Annotated in this window: 19 protein-coding genes and 1 riboswitch; of the genes, 4 read left to right on the top strand and 15 right to left on the bottom strand. The window is 30.6% G+C overall.

Features of this window, described 5'->3' with window-relative positions; translation table 11 throughout:
• Positions 1 to 171: 171 nt before the first annotated feature.
• From B2W91_RS15555 to B2W91_RS15545, 3 genes are all read left to right on the top strand, one after another.
• Positions 172 to 801 carry a DUF4489 domain-containing protein gene (locus B2W91_RS15555; protein WP_291582583.1) on the top strand — a complete coding sequence of 210 codons (630 nt, stop codon included), beginning with the start codon at positions 172 to 174 and terminating at the stop codon, positions 799 to 801.
• 338 nt (positions 802 to 1,139) lie between these two features.
• Entirely contained in the window at positions 1,140 to 1,700 is a 561-nt protein-coding gene (locus B2W91_RS15550; RefSeq protein ID WP_291582581.1) for a DUF4489 domain-containing protein, read from the top strand.
• A gap of 249 nt (positions 1,701 to 1,949) precedes the next feature.
• Positions 1,950 to 2,510, top strand: a complete 561-nt coding sequence (locus B2W91_RS15545) for a DUF4489 domain-containing protein (RefSeq protein WP_291582578.1) — start codon at positions 1,950 to 1,952, stop codon at positions 2,508 to 2,510.
• A gap of 331 nt (positions 2,511 to 2,841) precedes the next feature.
• Here B2W91_RS15545 and B2W91_RS15540 read toward each other — a convergent pair whose 3' ends face one another.
• The 15 genes from B2W91_RS15540 to recQ all read right to left on the bottom strand — a co-directional run bounded on the left by B2W91_RS15540 (position 2,842) and on the right by recQ (position 20,078).
• Positions 2,842 to 3,507, bottom strand: coding sequence for an SIMPL domain-containing protein (locus tag B2W91_RS15540; RefSeq protein WP_291582577.1), 666 nt, complete (start codon positions 3,505 to 3,507; stop codon positions 2,842 to 2,844).
• 300 nt (positions 3,508 to 3,807) lie between these two features.
• Positions 3,808 to 4,926, bottom strand: a complete 1,119-nt coding sequence (locus B2W91_RS15535) for a 4-hydroxybutyrate dehydrogenase (protein ID WP_291582575.1) — start codon at positions 4,924 to 4,926, stop codon at positions 3,808 to 3,810.
• Between the two features lie 20 nt (positions 4,927 to 4,946).
• Positions 4,947 to 6,383 (bottom strand): aldehyde dehydrogenase family protein, encoded by a 1,437-nt coding sequence (locus B2W91_RS15530; protein WP_291582573.1) that lies wholly within the window; start codon positions 6,381 to 6,383, stop codon positions 4,947 to 4,949.
• Positions 6,384 to 6,413: 30 nt separating this feature from the next.
• Complete coding sequence (locus tag B2W91_RS15525) at positions 6,414 to 6,941, bottom strand: 2-oxoacid:acceptor oxidoreductase family protein (protein WP_291582571.1); 528 nt, start codon at positions 6,939 to 6,941, stop codon at positions 6,414 to 6,416.
• A gap of 54 nt (positions 6,942 to 6,995) precedes the next feature.
• The gene (locus tag B2W91_RS15520) at positions 6,996 to 7,775 is read right to left on the bottom strand and encodes a thiamine pyrophosphate-dependent enzyme (RefSeq protein WP_291582569.1); all 780 of its coding nucleotides are present in this window, start codon (positions 7,773 to 7,775) and stop codon (positions 6,996 to 6,998) included.
• Positions 7,756 to 8,904, bottom strand: a complete 1,149-nt coding sequence (locus B2W91_RS15515; RefSeq protein ID WP_291582567.1) for a 2-oxoacid:acceptor oxidoreductase subunit alpha — start codon at positions 8,902 to 8,904, stop codon at positions 7,756 to 7,758. Before B2W91_RS15515 ends, B2W91_RS15520 begins: the two co-directional genes overlap by 20 nt.
• Positions 8,897 to 9,085 carry a 4Fe-4S dicluster domain-containing protein gene (locus tag B2W91_RS15510; protein WP_291582565.1) on the bottom strand — a complete coding sequence of 63 codons (189 nt, stop codon included), beginning with the start codon at positions 9,083 to 9,085 and terminating at the stop codon, positions 8,897 to 8,899. Before B2W91_RS15510 ends, B2W91_RS15515 begins: the two co-directional genes overlap by 8 nt.
• A gap of 17 nt (positions 9,086 to 9,102) precedes the next feature.
• Complete coding sequence (locus B2W91_RS15505; protein WP_291582563.1) at positions 9,103 to 10,434, bottom strand: acetyl-CoA hydrolase/transferase family protein; 1,332 nt, start codon at positions 10,432 to 10,434, stop codon at positions 9,103 to 9,105.
• Between the two features lie 24 nt (positions 10,435 to 10,458).
• The gene (locus tag B2W91_RS15500) at positions 10,459 to 11,913 is read right to left on the bottom strand and encodes a 4-hydroxyphenylacetate 3-hydroxylase family protein (RefSeq protein WP_291582561.1); all 1,455 of its coding nucleotides are present in this window, start codon (positions 11,911 to 11,913) and stop codon (positions 10,459 to 10,461) included.
• A gap of 576 nt (positions 11,914 to 12,489) precedes the next feature.
• Positions 12,490 to 13,545, bottom strand: a complete 1,056-nt coding sequence (locus B2W91_RS15495) for a sigma-54 interaction domain-containing protein (protein WP_291582559.1) — start codon at positions 13,543 to 13,545, stop codon at positions 12,490 to 12,492.
• A 16-nt stretch (positions 13,546 to 13,561) separates the two neighbouring features.
• Complete coding sequence (locus tag B2W91_RS15490; RefSeq protein WP_291582557.1) at positions 13,562 to 14,413, bottom strand: YitT family protein; 852 nt, start codon at positions 14,411 to 14,413, stop codon at positions 13,562 to 13,564.
• Positions 14,414 to 14,597: 184 nt separating this feature from the next.
• A riboswitch (cobalamin riboswitch) is annotated at positions 14,598 to 14,785 on the bottom strand.
• A 167-nt stretch (positions 14,786 to 14,952) separates the two neighbouring features.
• Positions 14,953 to 15,525, bottom strand: coding sequence for an HD domain-containing protein (locus B2W91_RS15485; protein ID WP_291582555.1), 573 nt, complete (start codon positions 15,523 to 15,525; stop codon positions 14,953 to 14,955).
• Positions 15,526 to 16,051: 526 nt separating this feature from the next.
• Positions 16,052 to 16,864, bottom strand: coding sequence for an alpha/beta fold hydrolase (locus tag B2W91_RS15480; protein WP_291582553.1), 813 nt, complete (start codon positions 16,862 to 16,864; stop codon positions 16,052 to 16,054).
• Between the two features lie 396 nt (positions 16,865 to 17,260).
• Complete coding sequence (locus tag B2W91_RS15475) at positions 17,261 to 17,863, bottom strand: GNAT family N-acetyltransferase (protein WP_291582550.1); 603 nt, start codon at positions 17,861 to 17,863, stop codon at positions 17,261 to 17,263.
• A gap of 61 nt (positions 17,864 to 17,924) precedes the next feature.
• A complete protein-coding gene (recQ, locus tag B2W91_RS15470) occupies positions 17,925 to 20,078 on the bottom strand; it encodes a DNA helicase RecQ (protein WP_291582549.1) in 2,154 nt (717 codons plus the stop codon).
• A 584-nt stretch (positions 20,079 to 20,662) separates the two neighbouring features.
• Between recQ and B2W91_RS15465 the strand changes: the two genes are divergently transcribed.
• Positions 20,663 to 21,593, top strand: a 931-nt coding sequence (locus B2W91_RS15465; RefSeq protein WP_291582547.1) for an ATP-dependent metallopeptidase FtsH/Yme1/Tma family protein, incomplete at its 3' end; no start/stop codon positions are given.

Raw genomic sequence — 21,593 nt, 5'->3', positions numbered from 1 at the left:
ATTAATTATATTGCTAGTAAAAAATTATCTAAAGAAATTAGTTTGATTAAAACTAATTTCAATTACAATTTTTAATTTTGAATTGTGTATTATTTTAAATACTCCATTAAATAAACTGTTCCCTAGAGGCTAAAAATTTAAAATTTATTAAAATATTAAGGAGGCATATTTATGAATTCAAAGTCTAAATCTTTTAAATGCGACGACAGATGTCATGATAAATGTGACCATGACAAATGCTGCTGCCATGAGCATAAATGGAACTGTGATATAGATTGCTGCAATACTTGCCACTGTGTTCCAGGTCATCCTCTACCTAGTCCATCAGTATTATCTTGCGGTACTGGAACTGGCTTAGCTATTCCAGCAGTTACTCCTGGTAGTCAATTTAATCCTGTACCAGTAGCTAGTGTTACAATTGATACTACTTGTCTATGCAGCCCAGCTGTAAAAATTGATTTTTCTAGTATAATTAACTATCAAGCACTTCTTGTTTTAGCAGCTCCTGTAATAACTACTCCATTCACAGTAACTTTCCAATTGAGTAAGACCTGTGATAATGGTAGTAAAATACCACTAGGAAGCTGGACTTTCACAATATCACTATTAACAGTTGCAGTAAATATTACTGAAACCTTTGCTTTTACTCATTGTGAATGTCATGCATGCCCAGGCTGCTGCGTTTATACTGTAGATATAGTTAACGCTACTAGAAGTGCACTACTTGGCGTTACTGTTACAAGTGAATCTGCTTCAATTGTTACTTCAAGTCTTACAGCAATAGCAGCTTCTTCTTGCTAATTAGTTCTTATGCTTAACTTATAGATAAAATGTTATATTTTAAATTTATGGGAGCCTTCTGTTAATAAGGCTCCTAATTTGTTTTTTATAATATATTTTAAAGTTAATACAGCTACTAATATTTTAATTGTATTAACTCTCTATTATCATACTTAATTAAATTGTCGCTAATGAAAACTATACTTTACCTCAAGAAAAATCTTCTATAATAAAAAATTTTAAACTTCTTAATTCATATATCAAGGTAACACAGTTATCTAATAATCCATATAATATACTACACATTTTAAAACAATTTACAAAGGTAAAATTTATTAAAATATTAAGGAGGCATATTTATGAATTCAAAATTTACTTGTGGTAATAATCAAAATTGCTGCAATACTTGTGCTTGTACTCCTGGGCATCCAATACCTGGACCAACAATGTTATCTTGTGGTACTGGAACTGGATTAACTATTCCAGCAGTTACTCCTGGTACTCAATTTAACCCTGTACCAGTGGCTAGTGTTACAATTGATACTACTTGTCTATGCAGCCCAGCTGTAAAAATTGACTTTACTAGTATAATTAACTATCAAGCACTTCTTGTTTTAGCAGCTCCTATAATAACTACTCCATTTACAGTAACTTTTCAATTGAGTAAAACCTGTGATAATGGAAGTAAAATAGCCCTAGGAAGCTGGACTTTTACAATAGCAATATTAGCAGTTGCCGTAAACATTACTGAAACCTTTGCTTTCACCCATTGCGAGTGTCATGCATGTCCAGCATGTTGCGTTTATACTGTAGATATAGTTCAAGCTACTAGAAGTGCATTACTTGGCGTTACTGTTACAAGTGAAACTGCTTCAATTGTTACTTCAAGCCTTACAGCAACAGCAGCTTCTTCTTGTTAATTAATTCTTATGCTTGACTTATAGAAAAAATGTCATATTTTCAATTTATAGGAGTCTCTATTAATGAGACTCCTAATTTGTTTTTAATTCAGTACCTTAAACTTATAGAACACTCCTTCAAAAGAGACTTCTAATTCTTCTTATTGTATTTCCTTTGATTTGGTAAAAAACTTCTGGATTGTGCATATAATGCAGTAGGCATTTGTATTTTTTACAAATGTAAAATTTATAAAATAGGGAGGAATATTTATGAATTCAAAATCTAAATCTCTTAAATGTGAGTATTGTAAACCTAATCCCTGCAAATGTGCTGCTGATAAAGATATAGATTTAATGCATCTACTATATAGCCCAATGCTTTTATCTTGCAGTAGTGGAAATGGGTTATCTATTTTTCCTAATACTTCTACTCCTATAACCATAGCTAGTATTACTATTGACACAACTTGTTTATGTAAGCCAGTTGTAAAAATTGATTTTAACAGTACTATTAATTATCAAGCATTTATATCTGGTGGTACAGAAATTACTCCATTCACATTAATCTTTGAGTTAAGTAAATTTTGCGATGACGGAACAAAAGTTTCCTTAGGAAGCTGGACTTACTCTATTGGATTTCTATCAGCAGCAACAGATATTACTAATTCCTTTAATTTCACTTATTGCGAATGTACTACTTGCTCTGCTTGCTTCGTTTATACTGTAGATATAGTTAAATTTAATAACAGTATATTATCTGGTGGAGGTAGCATTACAGAGAAGATTTCAATTATTACTTCAAACCTTTCAGCATTAGCAACTTCTTCTTAAAGAATTAATCTTAAAATTTATCTAATAAGTAACATATTATATTTAATAGAGTTTTCTCTATAATATAAAATAAACTTATAAAATTATTTTAAACACATATAAAGAATATCTTAATCTTAAACAATGATTCTAAGATTATAATAAACTCTTTAAAATTGTAAAATAATTACTATTTGTTACAATATATATTTGTAATATTTATATAGTACTAAAAACTATAAAAATACTAAAGAACAACATAGGTTAATATGACTATTTGCTATGCAAATAGTCATATTAACCGTTAAATAAAATTTAATTTTACAGATATATATTTTTAGTAGAGAAGCTATCAATACTGAAAACTTCCTTCTACTCGCGCAGTTATCTCAATTTCACCAGGCATTACTGGAGTACTAGCTGTATAAGTTTTCATCATAGCTCTACTTTCAAACTCTTGTATAGGAGCTTGTTCTTTTATGCTATTAGGAATTGTATTTACTGACACCTTTAGTGTATCTCCAATGATTATAGCTTTTTCTACTGCATCTATAACAGCTAATTGTAAAGCTTTATTATAATAATATCTAGGATCAGAAATTGTAAAACTTATGTTTCCCACATTGTTTGCTCCAATGCTAACTGAAGCATCAATTATTTCTCCTACTCTTCTTATATCCCTTATAGTCACATTAAAAATATTAGTTACCTTATAATTTCTAAACACCTGCTTACCTTCAATATAATCATATTGGGGCTCAATATTATAAATTGAGGTTTTTATGTCTCTCCTTGGAATTCCCATTTCTTCGAGTTGGTTTATGATCCTATTACTTATCATTATATTTTCTCTCTGAGCTATTTCTAAGTTTTTATCTTCTGTTATAACTCCTAAGTTGACAATAGCGATATCTGGTTCTGCTTGTATACTTCCAATACCAACTACCCTTATGTTCCCTTGACTATCCCTATTTTGATTATAATATGGTTCAGTATCATAAAAATTAGAATGCATCATAACCACTATTCCTCTTTATAAACTTGCTTATCTTATATAATATGAAAATATATAATCTTAGTTACATTTTTTTCCATACATATATCAAAATACAAATTATAAATTTTTTAAGCTTTTAATAGCTGATTGCAAAATATCTTACAAATAATATATTTTAAAAAGGTATGAAATAAAGAAATATTTTCTTTATTTCATACCTTAATATTAAGCTTTATCAAGTTTTTTACATTTATAAATTGAAATGATAAGCTCCCTTTTAAAACATAGTTTTATATATTATTTAATGAGAAGGAACTTTAATTAATATAATGCTCTATATAGCTCATAAATTTCTTCCTTACTAAGTTCTACATAGTTATTTGCTAAAAGTCTTTGCTGACTATTTATTACATTTTCAGTAAACTCTTTTATTTCCTTTTCTTCCATACCGTAATCTCTTAAATTCTTCCTACTAATCAAATTATTTAAAAGCATTTCTAATGAATTGTATACATCTTCTCCCTCTTTAACTTTTAATAAATCTGCAAGCAGAGTATTTACATCTTTTATTTTTCCCTCTGGATTTCTTTTATTATAATATTTAAACACTTCAATAAAGAACTCATAGTTTGCTTCCCCATGAGGCACATGATACTTTGCTCCAAGAGGATATGAAAGTGCATGGACAGCTCCTACACCTGCATTACCAAAGGAAATTCCTGCATAATTGCTAGCTATTAAAAACTCTTCTATAATCTCTGTCCTATATTCTTTTCCTTTTTCTATTATTTCTTTATAGCCATTTATTATCATTTTTATTGCTTCTGTGCTATACATCTTAGTATATGGATTAGCCTTTGGTGAAACTAAAGATTCCATAGCATGGATAAGGGCATCTATGGAGCTATAGACAAAGAATTCATAAGGTAGTCCCTTAACTAGTTCCGGTATAAGAACTGCATAATCCGCATATAGTTCTGGCACTGCTAATCCCATTTTAGTTTTCTTAGCTTTTATTTCAGCAATGGATATATTGGTAACCTCACTACCTGTACCACAAGTGGTAGGTATAATTATAAGCTCCTTGTTTTTAATTGCTGGTATCTTCTTTTCAAATAGTTCACTAACTTTTTCAACTTCTTTAAGTGCTAATAATTTTGATATATCTATAATGGAGCCTCCCCCTATAGCTATAACCCTTTTAAATTCTTTAGGAGCAATTTCTGCCATTATTTCATCTATTATATCATCAGAAGGCTCTTTTAAATTATAATCCTCTTGAAAAATATAAGGACATTTTAAAGCTAACCCTTCAAGGAAAGTACTGTATAAAAACTTGTTTGTAAATATTAAATCCTTATCTCCAATAGAAAAATCTTCAATAAAATTTTTACAACTATCAAATTTAATAATCTTTGGCTTAATTTCTAATAACATCATAAAATCACCTTCTTAATATATTATTGTGCCCATATTTCTTCATCTGTAGGTATCTTAGCATCTGCATTATAGAAACCTATTCTTGATATATTTATTAAATGTTTATAATCTAAGTTTTCTGATATACTGTTATTTCCCCAAGATCCGCATCCTAAAGTTGTAGTTGGTGCAAAGCCATTATATAGACTTCCTCCTGCAGTAGTTGATGAAGGCTCATTAACTACAAGTCTACTTACAGTTAGTTTTCCTCCTGCATATTCTATATGTTCTTTATTATTTGAGTGTATAGCACAAGAATGTCCCTTTCCTTCTACATTTAGATTAGCTTGAGCTATTTCTACTGATTCTTTAAAACTATCATATTCAAAACTAACCATTACAGGACACATTTTCTCTTTACATAGTGTATCTTCTGTACCTTTTCCTCTTGCTTTTAAAATTATTACCTTAGTATCCTTTGGAACCTCCACTTCAGCTAAATTTGCAATAAATTCAACACTTTGTCCAACAATTTTTCCATTTATAGTTCCCTGGTTAAATAATACCTTCTCAAACTTTTCTATTATTTCATTATCTTCAGTATAATAAGCTCCATTTCTTATAAATTCATCCATTATTTCTTTATAATTTTCTTTAGGAGCTATTATGCTCTGTTCTCCAGAACATATTATTCCATTATCAAAAGTTCTGCCTGCTATTATTTTAGGAACTACTTCTTTTATATCAACTTCTCTATCTATAATGCACTGAACATTTCCTGCTCCAACTCCATAAGCTGGTTTTCCACTACTATAGGCTGATTTAACCATGCCCATGCCACCTGTAGCTATTACTACATCTACTTGTTTCATAAGTTCTGAAGTTAAATCTATAGATGGCTCTTCTATAGTTTGTATCAAATTCTTTGGAGCACCTAACTTCTCTATAGCTTCATTAAAAAGTTCCACCACATATTTAGTACATTTCTTTGCTCTAGGATGAGGCGCTAAAATTATGGCATTTCCGCCTTTTAAAGCAAACATAGCATTACACATAGGAGTAACTATAGGATTTGTACAAGGTGTAACAGCTCCTACTATACCCATAGGTTTTGCTATTTTAATAAGTGCTTTCTCTCTCTCCTCCCCTATAATTCCTATAGATTTTTTATCTTTTAGATTATTCCAAATAACCTTAGACTTCCCTTTATTCTTTGTAACCTTGTGATCATATACTCCCATTCCTGTCTCTTCTACAGCCATTTTTGCTAACTCTTCAGCTCTATCATATATTACTTTTCCAATTTCTCTAACTATTATATCCACTCGCTCTTGAGTAAAATTTTCATACTCTTTTTGAGCAACTCTTGCATTACTTATTAGGTTTTCTATATATTTTTTATTCTCCATCTGAAGCTTCCCCTCTTCTTCTACTCTAACTTTATCTAATATTTCTTTAACATATGAACTATTTCCCATTAAACACTTCTCTCCTTATATTTTTTAAAATCAACTTGCAGCAACCATCTTTACCCCCGTATTAAAAGCTAATAGATTCTTTTCAATACTAGACTTTGGAACATTATCACATATGGCCTTTTCTAGATTTTCATAATCTATATCATTAGTTAGTGCAGCTAATATTCCAAGGCATAATATATTTATTGCTTGAGTATTCTCTAGAACTTCTTCTATACAATTAAAAATATCAAATTTTCGCACATTTTTTTCTTCAGAAATATCTATACTATTATCAGTTATAATCATGGTATCTTCATCACAAAAATTTTTAAATTTATCCAAACCACTTTGACTTAAAGCCAATATTATATCTGCTTTTTCTACTCTTGGATAACATATATCTTCATCAGAGATAATCACATCAGCTCTACAGCAGCCACCTCTAGATTCTGGTCCATAATTTTGAGTTTGAACTACATGCTTACCCTCTAGTACTGCTGCTTCTGCTAAAATTACTCCTGATTTTACAATTCCTTGTCCCCCTAATCCAGTGAAGATTATTTCTTTTTTATTCATTCTCTTCTCCTCCTAAAACTACTTTACAGATATTGAATACAAAATAGGCATTAACTATTTCTTTTCAAATTGTCTTATATATTCTTCTATATATTCAGGTTCTGCAGTATTCTTAAATATACCTATTTCATATGTTTCCTCCTGCTTATCACTGGCCTTTTTTCTTAAATGATTTATCATATCAGAAGGTCTTCTTAGTGAATTTCTTCTTCCGAACTGAACTGGACAAGGTGTTAAAGCTTCTATTACAGAGAACCCCTTTTTATCAAAAGCCTGTTTTATAACATTTACTAGATGTTTATAATGTCCTACAGTACCTCTTGCTATATAAGTTGCTCCTGCAGCTTCACACAATTTACATATATTGAAATCCCTACATACATTTCCGCTTTCTGAAGTAGTAGTTCTAGCATTTAGTGGTGTAGTTGGAGAACATTGTCCTCCTGTCATTCCATATATATTATTATTGAAAACAATTACCTTCAAATCTATATTTCTTCTACAACCGTGAATAAGGTGATTCCCACCTATAGCAGTACAATCTCCATCTCCAGTTAAAACTATTACCTCTAGCTCAGGATTGGCGAGTTTTATACCCTCTGCATAGGCAATAGCTCTTCCATGTAAGGTGTGTACTGTATCAAAATTCATATATTGAGCAGCTCTTGAAGAACACCCTATGCCTGATACTATACAAATTTTATTTTTATCTATATTTAGAGAGTCAATGGCTTCAACTAGTGCACTTACTATTATTCCATTGCCGCAGCCTGCACACCAAATATGAGGAAGACGATCTTCTCTCATATATTTTTTAACTAATGCTTCTTTCATATGTTCCCTCCATAATTGCACTTTCTAATTCCTTGGTCTTAAAGATTTCACCACAATATTTATTAATACCTATAACTTTGCATCTATCTCCCACAATTCTTTGAATTTCAAAGATTAATTGCCCAGCATTCAATTCTGGCACAAATATTTTATCAATGTTATTTTTTTCTATGATTGATAATAGTGCATTATCTGGGAAAGGCCATATGGTATAAGGTACAAATAAGCCTATAGTGTCCTTACTATCATTTTGAACTATTCCTCTACAAACTCTAGCTGTAGAACCAAAAGCTACAATTAGTGATTTGCATTTATTTGTTTTTACTTCATCATATTTAGCTATATCATCTTTATTTTTCTCTATTTTATTTAATAATCTTGAGGTTAACTTTTCCGCAACTTCATTAGAGTTAGAAGGATATCCCCATTCATCATGATTTAATCCAGTTACATGAAATTTATATCCTTCACCTATTGCAGCCATTGGAGGTATTAAATCCTCTGTATTTTTGTATTGCATATATCCTTCTCTTGCTTCTTCTAAACTAGGTTTCTTTCTATTTATAATTTCTATATCTTCCTTTAAATAAACACTTTCCCTCATATGTGCTATGACTTCATCAAGTAGTAAAATTACAGGAACTCTATATTTCTCTGAGTAATTAAAGGCTTCAATAGTTAATTCATATGTAGAAGCCACACTATCTGATGCCATTACTATAATTGGATGATCTCCGTGAGTCCCCCATTTACTTTGCATTATATCTCCCTGAGATACAGAGGTTGAAAGTCCTGTACTTGGACCTCCTCTCATTACATTCACTATCACACAAGGAATTTCAGCCATGGAAGCATATCCAATTACCTCTTGTTTTAAGGAAAATCCAGGACCACTAGTTGCAGTCATTGCTTTAACTCCAGTCATAGATGCTCCAACTACAGCAGCCATTCCTGCTATCTCATCCTCCATCTGTATAAATACCCCATCGACCTCAGGAAGCTTTACAGAACTCAGTTCCGCAATTTCACTAGCTGGACTTATAGGATATCCACCATAAAATTTCATTCCAGCCCTTATAGCGCCTTCAACACAAGCCTCATTTCCTTGTATTAATACTAACTTACTCATCACTGTCTCTCCTTATATTTATGGCAAAGTCTGGACATATGTCTTCACATATGCCACACTTTATACACTTTTCTTCTTGAATTACTACAGCCTTCATATTATTTTTTTCAAGTACCTTCTTTGGGCAATTGTCTATGCATAGTTCACAGCCCTTACACCACGCTTCATTTATATATATCATTATTCTAGCTCCTTCAATTATTTATGAATTTTATGATAAATAAAATAGTCAAATTGTTTATTAAATCTCTTCTCCCACTCTTTTATAAGCTGAGCTCTAAAATTAGGGTGGGCTATATTAATTAAGGCTCTTGCTCTTTCTTTTAAAGATTTTCCTTTAAGTCCAGCTATCCCATACTCAGTAATTACATAATGTACATCATTCCTAGAGGTAGTTACTGCTGTCCCTTCTTCTAAAAATGGAACAATTCTAGATATGGTACCCTTTGCTGCAGTGGACGGCATTGCTATTATAGATTTCCCGCCACTCGATATATTAGCCCCTCTTACAAAGTCTACTTGCCCTCCTACACCGCTAAATTGTTTTAAACCCATGGATTCAGCCGCAACTTGTCCCATTAAATCTATTTGTATACATGAGTTAATAGATACCATATTATCATTTTTCCCTATAATATAAGGGTCATTTACATAATCTACAGGATGCATTTCTATCATTGGATTATTATCTATAAAGTTATAGAATTTCTTTGTTCCCATGAAAAAAGTTACTATCATCTTATCCTTATGAAGAGTCTTTTTCTTATTGTTAATTACCCCTGATTCAACTAACTCTAATACTCCATCAGAAATCATTTCAGAATGAATACCTAAGTCTTTTTTATCTTTTAAAAATAATAACACCGCATCAGGAATAGAACCTATTCCAAGTTGGAGGGTTGAACCGTCTTCTATAAGCTCTGCACAATTTTTGCCAATGGCTTTTTCTACTTCTCCAATTTTACTAGGTTTTATCTCTATTAATGGATAATTAACCTCTACTATATAATCAATATCCTTTACATGAATAAAAGAATCTCCTAGAGTTCTTGGCATATTAGGATTAATTTCAGCTATGACAATATCTGCACACTCTGCTGCTGGTTTTGTGTAGTCATTAGACACACCAAAACTACAAAATCCATGTTCATCAGGGATAGATATTTGTATTATTGCTACATTTACTTTTAGGTACTCTTCCCTAAAAAGTTTTGGAATTTCTGAAAAGAAACAAGGGGTAAAATCAGCTCTTCCATCCGCTATAGCATCTCTTGTGGATGAACCAGCAAAAAGAGAATTATGTTTAAAATTGAATTCTTTTTCCTCTTTCACATATCCACCTGTACCCATTCCTATCATGTGAACAATTTCTATATTTGAAAACTTATCACTATCCCTTACCATAGCATCTATAACTTCTTTAGGTTCTCCAGCTGCATGACCTATTACAACTCTATACCCATTTTTTATTTTATCTGCTGCTTCACTTGCAGATACAACTTTTTCTTTATATAACTCTCTCCAATCCATTTTTTTACTCCTTGTGCTCTCAGTTTATTCTTTTATCTTTGCAATATTTTTAGCTAATTTCTTTTTATCTTCAAGGTTTCCTTGTCTTGAAATCATAATTCTCTGTGCCTGAGGTGAACCGGCACCATGCATAGATTCTGTTCTATAACCTACTGCTGCTGTTCCCAAGGTTATGTTTTCTATAAGCCTTAAAATTCTCATTCTGTCTTCAGTTGCTACACTTGCAACACCTTTTAAGTACTTTTCTACATAAGGTCCTATTTCTGGATCTCTAAGATCTTTTTCAGAAGGCATAGTTACCATAAGCCCACCAGCAATGTCTTCTGCTAGTCTAGATATTTCATAAGGGAATCTTGTTATATTTTGCTTGCATACATTGGCAAGTAATAAATCTATTTCGTAATTTCCAGATTTTGTTTTACAGCCTTCACAAGAACATGCTATGCCGCAGCTGTATAAAGTCTCATTTAAATGAATCATCTCTATAAGTTTATCCTTTATATGAGAAGCTTTATTTGCTCCATTATAATCTGCTGCTGTGGCTGCAGCTCCAATAAGTACATCTCCTACACCAACTTTACAGCCGCCATAACTTTGTCTATGATATCCTGCAAATCTTTCTACTAGCATACCTGCAAATTCAGTTTCTCCATTTAAGAAGATTCTCTCATTTGGTACAAATACATCATCAAAAATGGTTAAAGTCTCATGTCCACCAAAGTTTGAGTTTCCAATATCTATATCTGCACCTTCTTCAATTTTTCTTGTATCGCAGGATTGACGTCCATATATACTAAATATCCCCTCTGTGTCTACAGGTACAGAAAATGCCACTGCCCAATCTTTATCTTCTGGTTTCATAGATATAGTTGGCATAACAAGTATTTCGTGAGAATTTATCATTCCTGTTTGATGAGCTTTTGCTCCTCTCACTACTATTCCATCTTCTCTTCTTTCCACTACTCTAAGATATAAATCAGGATCCTCCTGTTTACTTGGTGATAATCCCCTATCTCCTTTTGGGTCCGTCATAGCTCCATCAACTACTAAATCATTTTCTTGAACATATATCATATATTCTTTAAATCTTTCATGATAATTAGTTCCATATGCTTCATCAATTTCAAAAGTACTACTATAAACTGCATTAAAAGCATCCATACCTACACAACGTTGAAAGCAAGAAGCGGTTTTTTGACCACATAATCTTTGCATTTTAACTTTATTTATTAAATCCTCAGCACTTTGATGAATATGGCAAAACCTATTTATTTTTTTCCCTGTAAGATTTGAAACTGCTGTCATCACATCAGAATATTCATCTTTCTCTGCTAGTTCATAAGTCATAGCCACTGAATTTAATGATGGTCTAATCATTGGATGATCTACTGGATTTTCTATCAATTCTCCAAATAAATACACTTTAGTTTTTAGTTTCCTCAAACTTTCTATATATTCTTCTTTACTCATTAAACCCATAAAAATTCCTCCCTTTCATTTATCTAATTAATATTAAGAGCAACTTCCGTGCCAACCTTAAATATTTGCACAAACCCTCTATTTCGCTCAATTCTTTCAATAAAAAAAATCATATAATCCATAATTATCACTGAAAATTTGCAATAATTATATTCTATATGATATAAACTCTATATTTATCAACATCTTCTATAGGTATATGCAATAATGCAACTATGCAAGATTGCATGTTAAAAAATTATTTATTGGAATCATTTTTCAATCTAATTTTCGTATATTTTTCTTTTCCTAATAAAAGTAATAAATGCATAGTTAAGAATTTTACTACAACTTTATATTCTTTAATCTATTAAAGGACTTATTATAATCTCTACTCTATCAATAGGCCACTACATAATTTTTTGTATGAATTCCATATTTCCATCAATTTCTTAAATAAAAAAATCATATAAAGTATAATTATCACTTAAAATTGGTAATAATTATACTTTATATGACGCAAACCCTGTATTTATCATTATTCTTTATAATTATATGCAATGATACAACTATACAGATTACATGTTAAAAAATTGTTTATTTAAAATCATTTTCTGATTTAATCTTCATATATTTTTGTCTTTTCCTAATAAGGGTCGATGGATCTATTTTTAAGGCTTTTGCTGCAATTTTTATATTCCCATATCTCGTTAAAGCATCTGTTATAATTTCCATCTCTACCTTATCCATAATTTCCTTTAAGCTATAGCCTTTTATGGAATAATTACTTATGCTAAGTATATAATCCTGCTCCACTCTTGTGTTGCTAATTTCCTCTGGTAAGTTCCTTTCCTCTACTATGGCATTTTCGTTCATTATAATTTGTCTTTCTATCACATTTCTAAGCTCCCTAACATTTCCTGGCCATTCATAGTTGTAAAGATATTCTAAAGTTTCTTCATTAAAACTACACTTAGAACTATATTTCTTATTTATGCACTCTGTAAAATGCTCTATAAGTAATAAAATATCTTCTTTTCGCTTTCTTAGCGGAGGAATTTCTATAGGAAATACACTGAGTCTATAATATAGATCCTCTCTAAATAGCTTCATATTTATTAATTCTTTTAAATCTTTATTAGTAGCTGCAATTATTCTTATATCTACTGGAATTAATTCTGTGCCGCCAACTTTTTCTATTTGCTTTTCTTGAAGTACTCTTAAAAGTTTAACTTGCGTTGTTAAAGGAAGTTCTCCTACTTCATCTAGGAATACAGCACCTCCATCTGCCAATTGAAATAGTCCTATTTTACCTCCTTTATTAGCTCCTGTAAAAGCTCCTGGCTCATAGCCGAATAACTCAGATTCTATAAGGTTTTCTGGTATCGCCCCACAGTTTATTGTTATAAAGGCTTTGTCCTTTCTTGAGCTATTATAATGAATATACTTAGCTATTCCTTCTTTACCCACCCCAGTCTCCCCTAAAATTAAAGTTGTAATATCTGTTTTAGAAATTTTTGCAGCATTCTTTAGAACTGCAACCATGGAGTCATCTTTTATTAGCATGCCGCTAATATCATAAAGCTTTTCCTTCATCTGACCTATTTTTTTATCTTCTACAAAATGCCCATTATAACATTTATCTCTTCTCATATTCCACCACCTCTAATTAATGATTGATACTTTTAAAACCATAGCCGAATACCTCATATACATTATTCACTGTTATAAAGGCCTCGTTATCAATCTCATTAATATAACGCTTTAATTTTGCAAACTCTCTTCTTCCTATAAGTACCACAATTATATTCTTCTCTTTATTTGTAAAACCACCCCTTCCATTATAGAAGGTACAACCTTTATTTAAATCCTTTATAATGAAATTGTTAATCTGATCATATTTATCACTAATTATAGTAACTTCTTTAGACATGTTAATTCCCTCTATAACAGAATCTACAACAAATCCATTTATAATTACTCCTAGCATTGAATACATTGATAATTTAGGCCCAAAAGCGAAAGCAGCAGCCACAGTAATACTCAAATCTGATAATAGTACACCTTTTCCTAAATCAATATGGAAAAATTTATTTAAAATTTTTGCTATAATATCTGTTCCTCCAGTAGATGCATCTTGATTAAATACAATACCCATGCCAGCACCAGATATTAAAATTCCAAAAATAAGCTCTAAAAATAAATCACCTGTAATTGAATGTGTAAGTTTTACTGTTTTCTCTAAAATTAAAACCATAAAAGACACTCCAAAGCTAGAGTATATAGTTTTAATACCAAAATTGCTTCCAATAAAAATAAATGCTACTATGAAAAGTACTATATTTATAGCTATCATTATAATTCCTACAGAAAGGTTAGGAATAAAATAATTAATAACTATAGCTAAACCATTAGCTCCTCCTATGGCTAAATTATTAGTCATTAAAAAAAAGTACATTCCACATGCCACCATGATAATTCCTAAATTCATTAACATAAATTCTCTAATTTTCCTCACCATAAAAAAAAACCTCCATTAACATTTTATTCTTTAACTTTGAAACATATTGCCCAAAATAACAAAACCCCTTAACTCAAGAGTTAAGAGGTTTAAAATCGCACAGAAGAAAACCTATATAAAAGCACAATAAATACGCTTTCATACAGCTATTCTTTTTATGACACCCCCCATCAACCGTAGAGTATTTAGTGTATAAATAAAGGCAGGTCTTCTGACTCTGGTTCATAGTTGCTTCAGCCTTCCCAATATAAATCAGTGGCGTCTCTCTAAGAAGCTTCTCCCCATTACAGCGGCGGGACCGTATAAGATTTTCACTTATTTCCCTTTTAAACAAAACTACTAAAGCTTTGTACCTCTATCTTATATATTAAATTTGCAATTTAAAACTCAACTTTTTTTTGCAATTCACAATTTTCTAATAAGTTTCAAAGTTGAAATACATATTCGTAAAATATCTCACCTATTTGAGTATATCTCTTCTATTATTTTAATTCAAGATATGTTTTAAATTTAAACTATGAATAATGCATATATCGAAATTAACCTTTTAGAACAATTTTAGCACTTTCATATTTACTTTTTATAATTTCTTTAGCTTCAGGGCATAGTTTGTTCCAACTTCTTTCAATCTTTTCGCTTACCCAATTTGCACCGTCTCTTACTTCCATATTTCTTTTATAGTAAACAAGATGTAATAAGGATGGTATTTGGTCTATATGAGCCATGGCATCAGCACTTGCAACACATATTGACTCTTTAGTAGTTTTTTCAAGTGGTACACTCCCTCTATGTTGAATAATACACTCTTTAACTTTATTTATTCTTTCTTCTGGATAATTAAAACCTTTTAATATTTTTTCCGCTTCTATTGCTCCATAGATATGATGTTCTTTATACATTGATGGATCTTTAACACTTGCATAATCATGTAATAAAGCTGATATCTCCACTATTTCTTTATCTGCTCCTAATCTTTCGGCCAACAATTTTGCATATTTAACTACAGTGGTAACATGATAAACCCATCCCTCATATCCAAATACATTGGTATCTTTCTTACTTTGTTCTTCTACAATATCTGAAACAGATTGTATTAATTCTACTGAATTCAAAAAATTCCCTCCCCTTTAATAGAATTTTTTTCATAATATGTATAAATAAAGCATACCAAACATACGTTCTAAGGTCAACCATTATAATGCATTACTGCCGATAGGACAGCATCTATATTATTGTAAGAGCTATAAAAAAAGAGTTCGTTGAACTCCTTTTTCTGATTCACAGTCCACAATTCACAATTATGGACATTTCTCAGTTGTCACTGAGAAATTTAGAATTGATTTTGTAGTAGCGAGCAGTGTTCTCCATATATTATTGAATTACTAGATATCCAAAAAAACTAGCAATTGCATTGCTAGTCAAAAAGTACATTAAAGAAATTATTTTTCCAAAAAATAATTTCCTCCTTAATTGTGAATTGTGAACTGTGCACTCTGCATTATTTAAGGTTGTGTATTGCTTCAAGTTATCCACAGATTTAACCTTTTATAATTTCCTATAGAACTAGAAAAACACCTAGTTCCCTAGATGCTTTTTTAAAATTAATTCTAACTTGTGCACTCTTTTATTACCAGAACTTTATTCTTCAATAAACTTCATCAATTCCTTGTTAAATTTGTCTTGTTCGTCATAGAATGTTGCATGGCCGCTAAATTTAAATGGTATAAGTTTTGAATTCTTAATACATTGATTTTGTATTTCACCTAGTGAGAATGGAACAACTTTGTCATGAATACCATGAATAATTAAAGTTGGAACATTTATTGTTTCTAGATCAGAAAATAATACTTCACGTATCCAAGTATTTGCAATACTTGCAGTTGCCCATCCAGCTGCCTGTAATCCCAATTGGAAAAACCAATCAGATAATGCCTCAGTTATATGCTGAAAGAAAAATATGTCTCCAAAATCTCGTAACATCTTAGGGCGATCAGTGTATGTTCCTTGAATAATTTTAGTTATCTCTTCCCTTTCTACACCATAAGGGAAATTAGGACGCTTGATAAGACTAGGTGCCGCTGCATCAAAAAGAGCAAGTTTAGATACTCCATGTCCTCTATGACGCGCCATATATCGAATAGCTATAGCTCCCCCGGTTGAATGTCCTGCAAGTGTGAAATTACATAATCCTAGTTCGTCAACCACGCATCTAACATCATCTGATAATCGATCATAGTCGTAACCTGTATAAGGCTTATCTGAGTCTCCAAATCCCCTGGTATCTATTCCGATGCATCTATAACCCATCTTTGGAAGCTGATTAAATTGATATTCAAATAAATTATGACTACCAGGCCAGCCGTGTAAAAACAAGATTGTATTCCTTCCCTCTGGGTTAAGATCCTCCACATAAATTTTTACATTTGGTTCTACTCTAATATAGTATCCCACTTATAACCTCCAATGAATAATCACTCTATTAATACATTATTCACCTAAGGGTAAATATATTCACGTGATTTCAGACATTTAAAAAGGCTTAACTAAAAACTTTTTAATTTTGTCAAGTTAATTAATAGTATTAACAATTAATATTTTTGTTGGCATTGAATTATAGGGATACAATGTGAAAACTTGATATATACTCCGGAGAATAAGTTTTCTATAAAAACAGCTTAAATCCTTAAAAATTAAGGATTGATAATGAAGAATGAAGAATTTAGGAAAAAATNNATTTTCATTAAGGAATCCTATAGAATCAAGCTTTGTGACATATTTAAAAAAATCGTGACTAAGTGCCACGATTTTCGATAGTTTAAAATTATAAAAATTATTGCCTATTATTTTTTATTGTACTTCTTTTATCATTCTAATATATATTTTCTTTCCTAAATGTGATTCTTCTACTACTTTATATCCAAGTACAGTGTAAAAATGAATTACCTTATGGTCATTAACGTCTACTAAAAGAGAAATTTTGTTTAAACCTTTCTCCTTAGCCATTTTTTCTGCTTCCATCATTAAAGCTCTTCCTATACCTCTGCCTTGATATTTTACATGAGTAGCTATATTGGCTATAAATAATTCTCCTGGTTCAGATTCCTTTAAATGATCAAGCATTATTATACTAGGGATATACCCTACTTTTTCTTTAAAGCCTTTTTGCCCTTTCATAAGTAACTTTGCAGTTTTTTTCTCAATACTTTTCATAGTACCATGTGGAATTGCAAATAATATTCCTGCTATCTCGTTGTTTACTACTGCAACTTTAGCATGTTGGTAACTAAATCTATTTCTACTTTCTTTAACTATATAGGCAAGTCTTTCTATTATTTCACCCTTACTTCCCGTTCCCCAAATAACTTCTGGATTAGTTTCTGTAATATAAAGTAAACTTGCTATTTTTTTAACGTCCTTTATTTCTGCATTTCTTATGTCTATTGAACTCATGATTCCTCCCAAATAAAAATTCTTAAGTTATTAGCCTAATTATAGACCATAATTGTGTCAATTATAAGTCGATATTATATTTAAGCAATACAGATTTTATTGATAAATAAGTTACTTCTTTTGTGCCNNATAAATAAGTTACTTCTTTTGGAAGCAATTCTTTTATAGGTTTTAATTTTTCTGCCCCTACATTTTTAATTGTTTCTATTATTAACTCCTCATATTCCTTTTGTATAAAATCATCCAGGTTTACATCTAACCCCTCTATCTTACACTTAAATAGATGTTCCTCAACGGTAACTTCAGTAAGTTCTCTTTCATTAGAGACTTCTTTAATAGTCTTGCCTTCTTTATACATATTATAAGTTATTATATGACTTTTTATCTTTTCAGTGCTATCAGCTTTTTCATTATCCATTGCCACTTCTTTAGTTATGTTATTTTCTTTAATATATTTTTTAATTTCTTCTGTAAATGCCTCACCATACTTATTATATTTGCTTTGCCCTACCCCTTTAATATTAAGAAAATCTTCCTTTGTAATAGGCATATATTCTGTCATTTCTTTTAAAGAAGCATCTGCAAATACTAAATAAGGTGGTATTTTCTCATTTAATGCAATATCTTTTCTTAAAAGTCTTAAAGCTTCAAATAAGGTATTATCAACTTTTCCTTTTTTACTTTCAGGTTTTTTATTTATCTTTAGAAATACTTTTTCTTCACTTCTTAGTACAGGAACAGCCTTTTGTCTTAATTTAACTACAGGAAATTCATCATCTGTAGTAATCATATAATCATCAGCAATAAGTTTATTAATTATATCTACTAACTCTTTTTTTGTATAATTCTTTACTATTCCATAGGTTGAAAGCTTATCAAGTCCTAAATTTAATATTTTTGCATTGGTTGAACCTTTTAAAACTTCTGCAATTACATTAGTTCCATATCTCTCTTTCATTCTATAAACACAAGAAAAAATCTTTTGTGCCTCTATAGTCATATCTATAGTTTCCCTATCATCATTACATACAGAACAATTGTTGCAGCTATCCTTTATATTTTCTTCTCCAAAATATTCAAGTATATATTTTCTAAGACACATAGATGTATAAGTATAATCCACCATAGCTCTTAAGTTATTATATTCCTGTGCTTTTTTAACAGGATTCAATTCTCTCATATCTATAAAATATTTTTGAGTTTGTATATCCTTAGGACTAAATAATAATATACACTCACTTGCCTCACCATCTCTACCTGCACGCCCTATTTCTTGGTAGTAGGCTTCTATATTCTTAGGCATGTTATAATGAATTACATATCTAACATTAGATTTATCAATCCCCATTCCAAAAGCATTAGTAGCTACAATTACATCTACATTATCATAAGAAAAATCTTCCTGTGCTTTTTCCCTATCACTATCTGAAAGACCTGCATGATAAAGAGCAGCTTTAATATTTCTCTTCTTAAGATTCATATGTACCGTTTCTGCTTCTCTTCTAGTAGCAGTATATATTATTCCAGTAGTATTGATTTTTTCACTAGCATAATCAACTACATAATCTAATTTGTTTTCTCCTCTTAATACTTTTAAATTTAAATTTTCTCTATCAAAACCACTTATAAATATATCAGGTTCTTTTAACCTTAAAATATTTATCATATCTTCTCTAACCTTATCCGTAGCAGTAGCAGTAAAAGCAGCCAAAATAGGTCTTTTTTCTAGTTTTCTTAAGAAGCTAGGTATTTTTTTATAACTTGGTCTAAAATCATGTCCCCATTGCGAAACACAGTGTGCCTCATCTATAGCAACTAAAGTTATATCTATATGTTTTAAAGCTTCACAAAAACTTTCGTTTTCAAGTCTTTCTGGTGCTACATAAATTAATTTGTATTGTCCATTTTTAGCATAAAATATTCTCTCTTCAATTTCTAAAGGATCTAATGAACTATTTATATATGTAGAAGGAATTCCACTACTATTTAATCCATCTACTTGATCCTTCATTAAGGATATCAATGGAGAAATAACTACTGTAACTCCTTGTAATATAAGCGAAGGAATTTGAAAACATATAGATTTTCCTCCTCCTGTAGGCATAATAGTTAAGGTATCTTGTCCTCTTAATATGCTCTCTATAGGTTTAACTTGCGCACTTCTAAAATCATCATACCCAAAATATTGTTTTAGAAGCATTTTTGCTTTTTCCATAACTTCAATTCCTTTCCCAATTAATGCACTATCATTAATTATAACCAATAATTCTAAAAAGTGTTATAAAAAATATTAAGTTTTTTGTCTACTGCTAGGCATTAGTCAAGACAATTCACAATACAAAATATAACCTTCACAAGTTAACGCGGAAATTAATTCCCTTAATTTTAAATTTTACTAGCAATGAATTTACTAGCTTTTATTATAAGAAATTACTGTTTAACATAAGAAGAAATCAACCGAAAACTCCTTCTATATAGAAGGAATATCAATAATTGTCCATCTTCAATTATTAGTTCTTATGTTGTATAAAATACTAATATAGTTATTAGTTACTTTTCTAAACACATCTTCTCTTACCATGTTAATTAGTAGTTTTTTTTCCATTTTAATAGCTCCATTCCATAACTTACATTACCAAATTCTATGATTTTAATTAGACAATGAGATTGTAATGTATATAATGAATATCATAGGCTTAAGCATCTGACACAAAATATTATTACAATCTTATTAGTAGTTATTTTCTGCCAGATGCTTAAATAATACTAATTTTCTAAGAAGAAGGGGGAACTACTTTAATGAATAAACTTAAAAAGAATTATATTATAATTCCCATTGCTATTTGCATTTTATCTTTAATAGCAATGGCTTTTATTAACTTTGGAAGTTCAAACTTATCTTTTAAATCTTATAAAGAATTTTTAAAGGATGCTCATAATGACCAACTCTCAACTGTATATATGGTTCCCTCTTCTAAAATTACTGTTGTAATGAAAGATGGAACGAAATATACTACGGATAACCCTAATAGTCTTACTTTAAAAGAAGAACTTTTAAGTAAAGGTGTAGAAGTAAAAGAAAACAGCAGTACCACATTTATGCAAACAGGTCTTTCTGCAGCTTTGACACTTTCAATTGTTGCCATTGTCTTTATGTCATTATCAAAGACTAAAGGCGCAAGAGGAGTTACTGCTATAGACGCAGTAGACGCTTCTACTCTAGTAAAAGATAAATTTAACTTTAACAGTTTAGCAGGAAATGAAGAAGCTAAAGAAAGTGTTAAAGATATAGTAGATTATTTAAAAAATCCTGAAAAATATAAAAAGTATGGTGCAAGAGTTCCTAAGGGAATTATACTATATGGTTCTCCTGGTACTGGTAAAACATTACTAGCTAAAGCAGTTGCAGGAGAAGCAAATGTACCTTTCTATGCTGTATCTGGTTCTGACTTTATTCAAGTATATGTAGGGGTTGGAGCTGGTAGAGTTAGAAATCTATTTAAAAAAGCAAAAAGTCATGGAAAAGCAGTTATATTCATAGATGAAATAGATGCTATTGGTAAAAAAAGATCCTCTAAGGGCACAGGAGGTTCTGAAGAAAAAGATCAAACTTTAAATGCTCTATTAACAGAGATGTCAGGATTTACCGAAAGTGAGGGAATAGTAGTTATTGCTGCTACAAATAGGTTAGATATACTTGATCCTGCACTTTTAAGACCAGGTAGATTTG

Source organism: Clostridium sp. UBA6640 (genome assembly GCF_002455975.1).
Classification (GTDB): domain Bacteria; phylum Bacillota; class Clostridia; order Clostridiales; family Clostridiaceae; genus Clostridium_J.
The sequence above is the reverse complement of the archived record's forward strand: the minus strand, read 5'-3'. Positions and strand labels throughout refer to the sequence as shown.